Origin of the sequence: Chitinophaga sp., from assembly GCF_035538455.1 — a bacterium.
In the GTDB taxonomy this organism is placed as follows: domain Bacteria; phylum Bacteroidota; class Bacteroidia; order Chitinophagales; family Chitinophagaceae; genus Chitinophaga.
Map to the genome: position 1 here is coordinate 78,760 of NZ_DATLKJ010000037.1, position 13,993 is coordinate 92,752.

Genomic DNA, 13,993 nt, shown 5'->3' on the forward strand with positions numbered 1-13,993 from the left:
CCATTGAAATTTTTATTCAGCTATTGCCCCCTTCACCTTTGCCACGATATTCTCCACAGTAAAGCCATAATGCATAAAAAGATCTTTGGCAGGAGCACTGGCGCCGAATTTATTGATACCGATGATAACGCCCTTATCTCCTACCCATTCGTGCCATCCTTCCGGTGCGGCCGCTTCTATAGCCACACGCGCCTTTACGCTGGCAGGCAATACCTCTTCACGATAAGCAGGCGGCTGCCCACGGAAAAGATCCCAACTAGGCATGCTAACCACCCGCACATCTATGCTTTCTTTACGCAACTGCTGCTGCGCCTCCATCGCAAGGTACACTTCAGAACCGGTTGCAATAAGGATAGCCGCGGGTTGTGCGCCCTGCTCTTTTGAAATGATATAGGCGCCTTTGGTCACACCTTCAGCGGAAGCCACCTGACCGGCATCGAATATAGGCAGCTTCTGTCTGGTGAGAACCAGCATCGTAGGGCCTTCATTTCGCATGATGGCAATTTTCCAGGCCCATATAGCCTCGTTGGCATCAGCGGGCCGTATGAGGCAGAGATGCGGCATAGCGCGCAGTGAAGCCAGCTGCTCTATAGGCTGATGTGTGGTGCCATCTTCTCCCAACCCGATACTGTCATGCGTCATCACATAAATCACCGGTAACTCCATAATAGCGGCCAGCCTGATGGCCGGCCTCGCATAATCCGTGAAGATAAAGAACGTCGCTGCATAAGCCCGCAGCCCGCCATGCAGCGTAATGCCCGAGCTGGCAGCACACATTACGTGCTCACGTATGCCCCACGCAATATTGCGCTGATCGTACATGCCCTTTGCAAAATAGCCGGACGATTTAATCAGCGTGAGGGTGGAAGGCTCCAGGTCCCCGCTGCCGCCAACAAGCCAGGGCAGCTTATCTGCCACAGCGTTGAGAAAAGCGGAAGATATTTCCCTGGTAGCTTTAGGCCCTTTATCCGGTGTATATGCAGGCAACGCTTTATCCCAACCTGCCGGCAATGATTTCGTACGGTATTGCTCCAGTAAGGAAAACAACTCCGGATGCACAGACTGATATTTCTTCAGCAAGGCATTCCAGTCATCTTCCAGGTGACGGCCCTTTTGTACAGCCTGGTGCATATGTGTCTGCACATCTTCCGGTACAAGGAACTGCGCATCTTCCGGCCAGCCATAGAATGCTTTGGTAAGCCGGATTTCCTCCGCACCAAGCGGCGAACCATGCGCTTCCGGTGTATCCTGTTTGTTGGGTGATCCATAACCGATGTGCGTACGCAACAATATCATGGTGGGTTTGTCTGTTACTTCTCTCGCCTGTGCAAACGCACCGGATATCGCAGCCAGGTCATTACCCCGGTCACCCAGATCGATGACATGCCAGTGATAGGCTTCAAAGCGCTTGCCCACGTCATCGGAGTAAGTAAGCGAAGTATTGCCTTCTATAGTAATGTGGTTGTTATCGTACAGGCATATAAGTTTGCCCAGGCCAAGGTGCCCTGCCACGGAAGCAGCTTCATGCGAAGCGCCTTCCATCAGGTCGCCATCACTGCAAAACACATAAGTATAATGATCGATGATCTTTTCTTCACGATTGAAAACACCTGCCAGGTGGGCTTCCGCCATAGCCATACCCACCGCTGTCATAATCCCCTGTCCCAGCGGCCCCGTAGTGGTTTCAATGCCAGGTGTCATGCCAGCCTCAGGATGCCCCGGCGTAATGCTTTCCCACTGCCTGAACTGCTTTATGTCTTCCAGGGAAACATTATATCCTGTGAGATGCAACATAGCATATTGCAACATGGAAGCATGACCGTTAGACAATACAAAGCGGTCACGGTTGAACCATTTGGGATTCTGCGGATTATACCGCAGATGCTCCATCCACAAAACATAAGCGGCCGGCGCCAGTGCCATCGGCGTACCTGGATGACCCGAATTGGCTTTCTGGACGGCATCCATTGCAAGACAACGGATAGTATTGATGCTTTTTTCTTCAATAGACATACCGTAGTTTTTGTGATGAAAAGGATTATCCCGATGTGAGAAAGATAATAATAGTGAGATCAGGATATGTTACAGGTTTTTCCTCAAACAACATGCTCGTTTTTCAAATATCCGCATAATCAAACAAACCACAAAAATCCTCACTGTTCATTAATGAACATTTAATCTTATTACCGGACAATAAACCCATAGGCAATAAACTGATTTTCAATAACAACTAAAGAGGCATTATCTTGGTGTCATCGTCTGCTATTCAACACCGCCGGTTATGATCAAAAGCTATCTCACCATCGCCTGGAGAAATCTGTGGAGGAACAAGGCCTTCTCATTTATCAACATCACAGGTCTCTCACTGGGTGTAGCCTGCAGCCTGCTTATACTCCTCTGGGTACAACACGAATACCAGATCGATCATTTCCATGTCAATAATCCACAGCTCTACAATGTAATACAGCATGAAATTACCATCGGCGAAACAGGCTCCAGCTACGGTACGCCGGGAATGTTGTCAGAAGAATTAAAGAAGATGGTCCCCGAAATACAATATGCGGCAGCATACACTTATGACGGCGGCGTATTCTGTGCAGGCGATAAGGTAATACGCAAACAGGGTGGATACGCGGGAGGGGATTTCTTTACAATGTTAAGTTTTCCCCTGGTAATAGGTCAACCAGCGACGGCCCTGAAAATGCCAGGCAGCATTGCCGTTTCCGCATCTATGGCCACTACACTCTTTGGAAGCCCCGCTGCAGCAATGGGGCAGGTATTGCGATATAATAACAATCAGAACCAATTTACGGTTACTGCAGTATATGCAGATATGCCAGCCAGTTCATCCTTTCAGTTCGATTATCTGATCAACTGGTACGCATTTGTGAAAAAGTTCACCTGGGCTGCCACCTGGAGCAGTACGGGCGTACACACCGTGGTACAACTACGCAGAGAAGCCAGTGCAACCGCAGTAAAAAACAAGATCCGCAATTTCCTGGATAGCTATTATATCAACCAGGGGCCCGGTCTGCACCAGGAACTGGACCTGCAACCATTTGCAGATCAATACCTCCATAACAGATTCAGCAACGGTATCCCCAGTGGAGGCCGCATTGAATATGTAAGATTATTCAGCCTCGTAGCAGGCTTCATCCTGCTGATTGCCTGTATCAACTTCATGAACCTAACCACCGCACGTTCTGTAAAACGCGCAAAAGAAATAGGTATCCGCAAAGCATCCGGCGCCCTTCGTGGCGCACTGATCAGGCAGTTCATCACAGAGGCCCTGGTGTTGGTAATCCTGGCTGTAGCTGTTGCGTTGCTGCTCGTGTTTGCATTACTGCCGGCCTTCAATACCATTACACATAAGCAGGTCACGCTTCCTGTTTCACAACCGCTGTTCTGGATGCAGCTAATGGTGATCATTGTCAGTACAGGTCTCATCGCTGGCAGCTATCCCGCTTTTTATTTATCAGGCTTTCAGCCGGTAACAGTACTGAAAGGCGTCGTACAACATGGCAAGGGTGAAATCAGCCTCAGAAAAGGACTGGTTGTCTTCCAGTTTGTCATTTCTTTTTTGCTGATCACCGCTGCTATCACGGTATCACGACAGGTGAACTATATCAGAACCAAAAGCCCCGGATATGACAAAGAACATCTTATCAACATTCCTGTTGAAGGTGCATTAATACAACATTACAGCGCATTCAAGCAGGCAGCGCTGAATACGCCCGGCGTCCTCAATGTTACGGTCATGACCGGCTCCCTTACCGGCACTAACAACTCTGACGACGGTATCACCTGGGCAGGTAAACAACCTGACTACCGCCCCACCTTTCAGATGGTCACCGCCGGGTACGATTATATCAAAACTTCCGGGCTTCAGCTGATAGCTGGCAGGGACTTCTCCACAGATTTTCCGACAGATACCAATGCAGTTATCGTGAATCAAACCACAGCGAAAAAAACTGGTTTCAGTAATCCCATAGGTCAGCTACTCACCATGGAAGATGGTAGCAAACGCCCTATCATCGGAGTAGTAAGGGACTTCCACACTTCGTCTCTGCAATACGCTTTTGATCCGGTTATCATACTTTTCGGAGAACAGGCAGGCTGGGGTAACATCATCGTAAAAACAGCACCTGATAAAATACCTCAGTCACTCGCCTCACTGGAACAACTCTGCAAAAAAATAAACCCGGCGTTTCCTTTCCGGTATTCTTTTGCCGACGAAGATTATGAGCGGCTCTACCGCAATGAACAAACAGTGATGCAGCTAAGCCATGCTTTCGCGATACTGGCTATTATCATATCCTGTCTGGGCTTACTGGGGCTGGCCATGTTTTCCACACAACAACGCACCAAGGAAACAGGGATCAGGAAAATACTCGGCGCCAACAATCTGCAATTATTCACCCTGCTCTCCAAAGAATTTGTATTCCTGCTATTCCTTTCCTTCCTGATCGCCATCCCGGCATCCTGGTGGATTATGCACACCTGGCTCAATGGCTATGTCTGGCATGTAACATTACCCTGGTGGATATTTGCCGCTGCGGGCGGCGTGGCATTCGTCATTGCACTCGTCATGGTATGTACACAAACAGTAAAAGCTGCACTGAATAATCCCGTCAATAATCTCAGGGCAGAATAAACAGCTCCGCTTCTTCTTACCATCCCTGAAATTAATTTTATTTATCAAAAAATCAATTTTATTAAAAAATATCTTAACTTTGTTCAACTATGAAACAAGTTAAGAAAACACTTCCCTGTAATTGTCCAAGTTGTTCTTCACCACTGAAAGTAACTTCACTAGCCTGTGAAGCATGTGAAACCGTTGTATCCGGATCATTTGAATTACCACTGTTGGCAAGGCTTTCAGCAGAAGACCTCCAGTTTGTGATAGACTTCGTAAAAAGCAGCGGAAGTTTGAAAGTAATGGCGCAACAACTGGGATTAAGCTATCCAACCGTGCGTAATCTACTTGATGATATTATTCAGAAGATTGAAAAAATTGAGAAAAAGTAAATCCTTTAAGATGACAACAATATGGTTTTACAACCCTTTTACCTACATCGCAGGAGCGAGATCATTGCTGGTCGGATGGGCGATCATGCTACTTACTGCCTTCATCGCCTTTTTCAGTCACACACTTTTCAATAGCACCCTTGGTGCACAAATAGGAACAATGGCCCTTCCAGCAGGGTACCTGCTGGCACAACTGATCGCCTGGGGATGTCCGGCACTGCTGTTCTTCTTTGCCGGCAAAATATTTTCCACCTCCGCAATCCGCTTCATTGACATTGCCGGTACCATCGCATTAGCCAGGGCCCCGATGATATTCGTTGCACTCATCAACTTCGCGATGCCCCCAAGAATTGATTTACACCGGATCAGCACAGATATAATCGTAGTCGCCTTTGTGAGCGTGGTATTAAGTATCTGGATGGTAGCCCTTATGTACAATGCCTTCCGCGTATCCTGCAACATCAGAGGCGCTAAAGGCACAATGGTATTCATCACTACATTGCTCATAGCAGAAGTCATTTCAATTATCCTCTGCAACTTTCTTCAAATCAATAAATAACTGTTTATGAAAAATCTATTGTTAGCGCTGCATATCTTTATGCCAACGTATCTGCTGGCCCAGTCAGATTACGTAACGGCAGCCGGTAAGTTCATGCGTTATTACAACAACAACCAGGCAGACAGCCTTTTCAGTATGTATGCAGCCAGCGTTAAAACCGCGCTGCCACTGGATAAAACAACGCAAATGCTCAGCATGATGCGCAGTCAGTTCGGCTCCTTAAAAACACTGATCCCACAGACGAAAGCTGCCGCCTACACCAGCTTCAAAGGTGATTTTGATAAGACCACCCTCACCGTCATACTGGCGCTCAATAAAGACAACCAATTAGAGGGATTGCAGTTTATGCCTTATTCATCACCAGGCGGCAACAACAAAGAAGAAGATAACATCATTTCGGGAGATATTCATGGTACGCTAACACTCGCTGCTAATAACAACAAACAACCGGTAGTACTGATCATTGCCGGTTCTGGTCCCACTGACCGCAATGGCAACAGCGCGGTAGGCCTTGCCTCCAATACCTATAAGTTACTCGCGGACTCTTTGCAACAGCATGGTATCGCCAGCTTACGCTATGATAAACGCGGCATCGGCAAGAGTGCAGCCGGCATGCACAGCGAAGCAGATCTGTCCTTTGAAGACCTGATTAATGACGCCGTTGCGCTGGTCAAATTGCTCAAGGCAGACAACCGTTTTTCAAAAGTGTATATCGCAGGACATAGTGAAGGATCATTGATTGGTATGATAGCCGCACAGCGCGAACCTGTGGATGGATATATATCTGTCGCCGGTATGGGAGAGCCTTTCAGTACAACACTAAAAAGACAAGTCCAGCAACTGTTACCACCTTCCCAAAGCGCCATTTCCGCCACACTGATCGATAGCCTCGCCAGCGGGCATACAGTTCATTGTCCCGACAATCTTGCTATGTATTTCCGTAACTCTGTTCAGCCATACATGATCTCCATCATGAAATACAATCCGCAACAGGAAATCAAAAAGCTGCATACCCCTGTACTGATCCTGCAAGGCACTACAGACCTTCAGGTGACGATCCATGATGCAGAACTACTTAAACAGGCTGCGCCCAAAGCCATCCTTAAAAAGATCGATGGTATGAACCATGTGCTAAAAACAGCTCCCATGGACAAGGCTGCCAATCTCGCCACATACAACAAACCTGATCTTCCGTTACAACCGGAATTAGTAAGCGGCATCACAGCATTTATATCCACACGTTAATCCGCATGGCATCCACCGCTTTGCCGCACTGCATCAAAGAACGGCGTCGATTTGGTCTCCACACATTTCACGGCGTAAAGGTACAGTGCGGCAGGCTGTCCTTACCCAAATGCTATGAAGGCATAGACATCTCTTTACTTTCTCAATTAAGCTTATACCATCTATCTGACCCCATAATAAAAAAAACACAAGTATGTCCTGAACTTAACACCAGATTAGAGGTCATGTTGGTATTATCCGGACCAATTACCATATTGTAGGTACTAAGTTTATCAATGGCTAAAATATCTCCAATCTTATGCCCGGCAGCAATTGCATCCGAAACCCTCGGTAAGATAAAGTCAACTAATGTTGTGTTGGATTGTCCGTTCCCCGCCCAATTACCATCACTCTGTTCAAACGAAGTAGCATCCGGAGGTAACGTATAAGGTACGGTAGGCCTTCCACCGGGAAATGGAAGCGTATTTCCTCCCCCGTTTATGGAATATCTTTTTTCATAAACCTTGGTACGCACGTCACCGTTAACATCAACGATCATTACTTTTGTCTGACTGCCATCGGTATGTGTAGCAGCTGCTGACGCGGTCTGAAGTGACAATCTCATAGGCGGGGCGCTTACGTCATCTGTAGCTAATTCAAGTCTTCTCGCTGCTGTCCTCCCTGCTCCACCTATTATCAGGTTACCTGTTCTATCCAACCGCATCCGTTCAATACCGGGTACCTGGTTGGTTGGATTGGTGAAGAATATAATATTCTGCACAGCCCATTCATTGTTGAAATTTGTGCTACCGCCTAATAACAACTCTCCCCGGTCCATAAAGGAATTCCCGGAGATCAGCGTATATGCGAGCTTCCTGGCTAATACATCAGCTGAAAAGTCCCCCGGTGCCATGGCAATGCTGAAATGCTGGTTACTACCTAAGGACCATTGCCCAAACCTGACGTTGGTGCCCAGCTGCAATCCATGACCGGATCTATCATCAGGAGACATCAGCACACCAACTTTTGCATTGGCCGTCAAATGCAGTATCCGGTTCCCGAATGTTCTCATCACCAGGTCGTTGCCATCTGTAGTGCCAAGAAAGTTTGTTCTTGCATCAATGCCAGCATTACCATTCTTACTCCAGTAGAGATCCTGGGGTTTAACTGGTATCCAGGAACTGGTTTGCCAGTAGTAGTAACCTGTACCGCTACCTCCTGTAGGTGCTGATAACGAGTAAACCAATAATCCCTCTGCGGGATTCACAACAGGGGCAGCCAATCTTACATCTGTCAATCTTAACCTGGGCGTCAATAGCCCTTTGGTATTTGATACAATGTCCAGTGCAGCAGATGAATCCGGTGCAACAGTGCCTATTCCAATGCTATTGCCTGTCTGTTAATAGGAGTTAAAATGAATAAAAAATAAAAGTAACGTGTACAGTAGGTTGCCTTTTCTCATTGCTCTCATTGATAAGTGACTTTTAATGCCCCTTGTTGATAGGACTCTCCGAATATACTTGTAACTAGTGTGCAGTACTCGCTTCTAATATAGTCTACAGTAAAAACCAAAAACAGATACAGTGTACGGGATATATCTATGTCATACAACTATTGAATAAGGGGAATAAGGGGAATAAAATTAACCCGATACTGATCTTAATAATAAGCTATCATAATGTCAGCGGCTTTCAAACTACAGAAAACGGACCAGTCCTGCGTAAGACCTGAAATGACTCTTTACACGTAACATAATACAGATAAAACATTATAACATATTATAGCTTTTGATTGTGCGAGAGTGCGTAAAGTGTATCTTCTCTTATAATACCAGCTGTAATTGGTGCTCGTTTGCACTCATCAGGAAACGCAAGCCGGGTAGCCTGTAACCCAAATGCTCCGATAGCCGTCTTCAACAACAGATAGCCAGATAACGGCCGTGGTGGCTAATAGTAACGGACGTCACTTGTTGGGTAATCGTGTCGTAGATAACAGGAAGATCTTGCGGGTCTTTTTGTACTTGTTGTTGTGCTGCGATAATACCGGAAGATTGTAGTATCTGCGTGTAGTTGTCAACGTTATACATTTCCTCTTTTGTATTGGAAGATATGTTGATAATAATTGAGTGGGGAAATAGACTATTGATATATGCGCTTTCGGGAGGATGCTGCGTTACGGCCACGGTATGAATATATGCATGAGTAACGATGCTATTGAAAATATATACGTTACCATTATGAAATACTTTACCGGTATAGCTGCTACCGGTAATATTTGCAGGCGCATATATTGTTGTAAGGCCGTCTGCCACAGTGTTGAGCTGTGGCGGCTGACTAACAGCATTGTGCATATATGGATTACAGGTTTGCGGAAGGCAATCGAATTGTTGCGGCGCATAAGACCTGGCACCGGAAGACCGGTTTACGATTTTATAGACCGCTTCCTTACAGCTCCAGAGCAACCATACCATGATGTCAGGCGCCGTAGCGGAGGCAATCAGCTCTTGTTCCGCAGGAGTATATATTTTGTCGAGGTAGCCACGACGGCGCCAGTTATTTTCTGCGGCCGCCAGCTGCAGATCTATAATGTCGTTACCCGTTATTTGCATCGGAGGTTCACGTGTACAGCAAATCAATACCTGTTATGTATTATCTGCAATCCGTTGTTATCTGTAATCCGTTATCTTCATCTGCCATCTTAAGCATACTCCAGCATACTTCGGCGGCAATATTTCATCCTCCCGTTTTAAATATCCGCTGTCCTATTTTTCTGCGAGCTTACTTTCCACTACGTCCATTGCTGCCTGCACAGTGAGCATGCGTTCCATGGATTCATTATCGATCACAATATTGAATTTCTCCTCCACATCCAGCACTACATCCACAAGGTTTGCGGAGTTGATCTTCAGATCTTTGATAAAGTCAGTGCTTTCATTGATGCTCTCCAGTGCTTCCTGGTTCTTTGCATAAGGGCGTACCACTTCCTTGATGGCCGCTATCAGATCTGGTTTATCCATATATACGGAGTTGCTTTATGGCTACAAGTTTACAGGAATTATCGGGGATTATCAACCATCTTTTATTCGATCAGCCTGTGAAAAGAAAAATTAAGGGTTAACAAATCAGGGCTAACAAACAATTGTATCAACAATGTAAACCAAAGATAACAGGGCACTATGCATTGTATTTACGTAGTGCCATGACGCTGTTAAAAATATCTCCGTCACCACTCTGTCAACAGGCCATCATCTTCACCAGCAAACAACTTCAAGGCTATTCATCCATTCCTTATCATATCCTTCTCTATACATCGTTATCATATAATGTCATTTATTCTACATAAAAAGAATAGTACTTGAAGAAATAAAATGTAAAAAGTACCTTTAATAACATTGTACCCGTCAATAGTACATCAGACAACGATAGCCTGTCATTCCGGTTTCAGCAGAACAATGAGCAGATTCCCACAGCACATGGAGCCTTTTATATAATGCTAACCAAAATCCACAATTCTCATGAAAAAATATCCGATGATTTTGCTCTGCCTCCTCACCCTGGGCGCATGCGCAAAATTCAACAACAGTGAACTCCTTAAGAAATCCGGCGCCGACAAAAACGGGATCGATCTTGCCGCACTTGTGCAACAAACCGATACCGTCACACTGTACAGTAACGGATACGTATATCCGAAAGATCAAAGCAACGGCTACGGTACCATCTCCACTTCAGGGCTGGGAGCCTGGACGGATTCCAGCGGCTTTACGCGTGTGTTCTTCTATCCACAGGCCACCGGCCAGATCACCGTCTCCATCCGCGTTAAGGCAGCTAATACCAACACACTGAAGATACGGCTCGACAGCTCCGGCGCCAGCTATAATGTTACCGTCAATAAAACAACGAAATATGTAACACTGAACGTCGGTACCTTCAACGTATCTTCTGCACAATATCATTGCCTCGAGATCAGGGCCGCTTCCAAAAACGGCACCTACCTCCCCGATGTACAGTCAGTAGTTGTCAACAGCTCGCTGAACCTGAAATATAATAAGAGCCAGTACCGCGGCGCACCAGCTACGCATTTGTCCTACCCCGCGCCAAAAGACAGCGCTATCGCCTGGTTCTACAATGAGATCACCGTTCCAGCCGGCGCAGATCCACTCTACGCCTACTACATGACCAACGGCTTCTGGGATGGCTACTTCGGCATACAAGTAAACAGCCCTACCGAAAGACGCATCCTCTTCTCCATCTGGAGCAATTACAACACCAACGATCCCAACCAGATACCATCCGACTACGCTGTAACGCTCGTTAAAAAAGGCGCAGGCGTTACCGCCAATCCATTCGGCGGCGAAGGCTCCGGCGGACAGAGCTATCTCAAGTTCCCCTGGGTCACCGGTAATACCTACCGGATGCTGGTGAACGCCGTAGCTTCCGGCACACATACCATCTTCACCGCATGGTACTATGCGCCGGAAAATGGCAACTGCGGCTCATCGCACAATGGGATAAATCCAAGACCAACGGTCAGCTGCTCGGTGGCCTCTACTCCTTTGTAGAAAACTTCTCCGATAACGGCAACGATTTCTTCAAAGCCCGCTACGGTAATCAGTGGGTGCGCACCGTTAAGGGTACCTGGATAGAACTGAACCGTGCCTCCTTCACCACCACCGCCAGCGATGCCGCACATCAACGGTACGACATAGGCGGCGGTGTGGAGAATAACATATTCTATATGTTCAGCGGCGGCTTCAGACAGGTAGGCAACAGCGTAGGACAAACCTACACACGCCCCGCTACCGGCGTACCTCCAACTGTAGACCTCACTACGCTGCCGTCTAATTGAGTAAATGGCTCCATGTAAAATAAGAGCGCCTGCCATAACAAAATATGGCAGGAGCTCACGTATTTAAACATTCAGTATTCTGTTCCATTCATTATTCTGCAACTGCAGGAACCGGTTACCAGCCACCAGTACAGCATTGGTATTCCCCGAAGCAGTAGCCCAGCGGATACCGGTTGTATTGGCAAACTTACTGTTGTACTGATTGGAAATGACGTTGCCCGTTATTGTGCAGCCGTTCACATTATGACCGGAGGGGCCAACAAACATATTGATACCATTGGCATTATCACTATCCAGCCGGATGTTGTTATTGGCAACAGCCAGGTTCTCTATATCCACAATGGTTGGATTGATAGTAATGCCATTCACTTTACAGAGAATGTGATTGTCTGATATGTTGAAATTACGGCAAGCCCCAACGCTGATTTCGCCATTAACCTTGTTGCGGCTGATAATACCGGTAAGAGCAGTGGCAGCAGAAGCAGGTGAGCCCAGGATCTCAATTGAATTACAGGTATTACCTGTTATTTCCACATAGTCCCCATTCTGCAGCGCATTCCCTCTGTATAAGCGGTTACATCCTGTATTGTTGTGCACAAATAATTGCTTAACCGGATCACGGCCTAAATATATATGCTGGTTGTTCAGCACATTATCCTTTATGATGACCGAAGAATCAGGGTTCGCCAGAATATCCGTGAAAGATATACCAGCGTTGGCATTGGAAGGAAGGGAAATATTGTTGCCTGATATATCCATCAGCTTGTAATGGTGCGCCAGGTCTTTATACTTACTGAAGAATATTCCCCAGTAACCACTTGTAGAAACACCTTTTACATTGATGTTATTCTGGCATACAGCCAGCTCTTCACCATATCCATCTTCAAAATTAGTAAGATAAATAGCGACCTGCACATCACCGGTCACAACATTTCCCTTTATATAGGAATATTTATAGTCGTTAGACAAATCTACAATTCCCGCCGAAAGCGTATTGTTATATTGGATAGCATCAATTTCATTGTTAAAGCACTCATTCAGGCTTCTGTCCGGAATCACCTTAGGAACCTTGTAAGGATTCGAAGGAGTTTGCGCGATCATAATACCATAGCCATATTCTTTATCCGAGCGTCTTTTATATACCATCCTGTTATTATGAATAGTAGCACTGTTTTGCCATTCACACCAGATGGACGCTGATGGATTGTTACATCTGAGGTTAGGATGATCATGCTCTATATAATTATCCGAAACGATGTACCTGGCCTGATATTCCGGCCATGTGCGCTCACACACGATGGCCCCTCTGCTGATGTTCAGGAAGGTATTGTTATTGACAAATATACTGATCCCATCGCCGTAGAAACCGTCACCAAATTGATGATGGTATTGCTCCGGGCCGTTAAAAGAGACGACTTCTGTTGTTACCTGACCATTATCAAGTTCTTTTCTTATTGTAAATGTATTGGGGAGATAACCAATGTTCGCAAACGTACATCCTGTTACTTCAACATGCTCATTACTGCCGTAAATATCCCCAGGAGCAGGCTCGCCAGCAAGTACCTGCACACCGGTACGGTCGCATCCTTCGAATATAGAATTGCTTACATAGATCTTGCGGGCTTTCATCAATGTGCAGGCAGTCCCGTTGATTTCACTAAAGCGGCAGTTAGTGATCGTTATTACATTTGTATCATTAAAGTAAATAAAGTAATACCCATACTTAATAATTAAATTGCTCTTCCCCTGAAAATCCTTTGTAACAAGCCATTCATCTGTACCACGGTTTCTGTTTCCGTTAAAGCCTATATTATCCAGCGTAATACTTACTTTACCTGCATTCTGAAATACCGGTGAACCGTTAGTTTTATCTTCGAATCGCCGCGAGATAACCGTTCCCCGCTCTCCTCTCACATCCAGGTTAATTCCTATTACAACGGTATTCTTCACGGCATAAGCTCCTGCCGGTACAATTACATTCCCGAAATGATTGAAAACATATTGAAACACGGAATAGTTATCGAAGGTATCATCTCCTTTAGCGCCAAACCATTTCACATTCACCGGCCCGGTATATATTCTTTTCCATCTCCCGGTTCCACCGGGACCACTAATAACCGTACCGTTGTTATCAGCTTCCGTGGAATTGGCATCCCAATAAAAATGGCCACCGCCACCATCTTCTGCCAGATAATACCCGAGCACATCACAGGTGGCTCCGGAGGTTCCTGCAGTAGTACGCAAGTCATCAATTTTTACTACTATCATAGACATTCATTTAGGTTATAAACAACTAGAAGCAAATTAATGATGCCATGCACACTGAATGTGCGCATA

At 46.1% G+C, this 13,993-nt stretch carries 9 protein-coding genes and 1 pseudogene; 5 read left to right on the forward strand and 5 right to left on the reverse strand.

Annotation, left to right across the window (positions count from 1 at the left end; all coding sequences use genetic code 11):
* Nucleotides 1–12: 12 nt before the first annotated feature.
* A complete protein-coding gene (gene tkt / locus VM802_RS04015) occupies nt 13–2,013 on the reverse strand; it encodes a transketolase (protein WP_325528224.1) in 2,001 nt (666 codons plus the stop codon).
* Between the two features lie 268 nt (nt 2,014–2,281).
* Here tkt and VM802_RS04020 point away from each other — a divergent pair, with 268 nt between their 5' ends.
* From VM802_RS04020 to VM802_RS04035, 4 genes are all read left to right on the forward strand, one after another.
* Entirely contained in the window at nt 2,282–4,654 is a 2,373-nt protein-coding gene (locus VM802_RS04020) for an ABC transporter permease (protein ID WP_325528226.1), read from the forward strand.
* An 89-nt stretch (nt 4,655–4,743) separates the two neighbouring features.
* Nucleotides 4,744–5,028: a DUF2089 family protein gene (locus tag VM802_RS04025; protein WP_325528228.1), complete on the forward strand. Its 285-nt coding sequence runs from the start codon at nt 4,744–4,746 to the stop codon at nt 5,026–5,028.
* Between the two features lie 10 nt (nt 5,029–5,038).
* Nucleotides 5,039–5,587, forward strand: a complete 549-nt coding sequence (locus VM802_RS04030; protein ID WP_325528230.1) for a YIP1 family protein — start codon at nt 5,039–5,041, stop codon at nt 5,585–5,587.
* Nucleotides 5,588–5,593: 6 nt separating this feature from the next.
* Nucleotides 5,594–6,832, forward strand: coding sequence for an alpha/beta fold hydrolase (locus VM802_RS04035; RefSeq protein WP_325528232.1), 1,239 nt, complete (start codon nt 5,594–5,596; stop codon nt 6,830–6,832).
* Between the two features lie 142 nt (nt 6,833–6,974).
* Here the strand turns inward: VM802_RS04035 and VM802_RS04040 are convergent, their stop codons facing one another.
* The 3 genes from VM802_RS04040 to VM802_RS04050 all read right to left on the reverse strand — a co-directional run bounded on the left by VM802_RS04040 (nt 6,975) and on the right by VM802_RS04050 (nt 9,827).
* Nucleotides 6,975–8,195: a phage tail-like protein gene (locus VM802_RS04040; RefSeq protein WP_524537091.1), complete on the reverse strand. Its 1,221-nt coding sequence runs from the start codon at nt 8,193–8,195 to the stop codon at nt 6,975–6,977.
* 528 nt (nt 8,196–8,723) lie between these two features.
* The gene (locus VM802_RS04045) at nt 8,724–9,419 is read right to left on the reverse strand and encodes a 4'-phosphopantetheinyl transferase family protein (RefSeq protein ID WP_325528236.1); all 696 of its coding nucleotides are present in this window, start codon (nt 9,417–9,419) and stop codon (nt 8,724–8,726) included.
* Between the two features lie 153 nt (nt 9,420–9,572).
* On the reverse strand, nt 9,573–9,827 hold the full coding sequence (locus VM802_RS04050; RefSeq protein ID WP_325528238.1) for an acyl carrier protein: 255 nt from the start codon (nt 9,825–9,827) through the stop codon (nt 9,573–9,575).
* A 513-nt stretch (nt 9,828–10,340) separates the two neighbouring features.
* On the opposite strand from VM802_RS04050, the pseudogene VM802_RS04055 reads away from it, so the two are divergent.
* Nucleotides 10,341–11,656: pseudogene (locus VM802_RS04055) on the forward strand (DUF3472 domain-containing protein).
* Nucleotides 11,657–11,719: 63 nt separating this feature from the next.
* Here the strand turns inward: VM802_RS04055 and VM802_RS04065 are convergent.
* Nucleotides 11,720–13,924 (reverse strand): putative phage tail protein, encoded by a 2,205-nt coding sequence (locus tag VM802_RS04065; RefSeq protein ID WP_325528244.1) that lies wholly within the window; start codon nt 13,922–13,924, stop codon nt 11,720–11,722.
* Between the last annotated feature and the right edge of the window lie 69 nt (nt 13,925–13,993).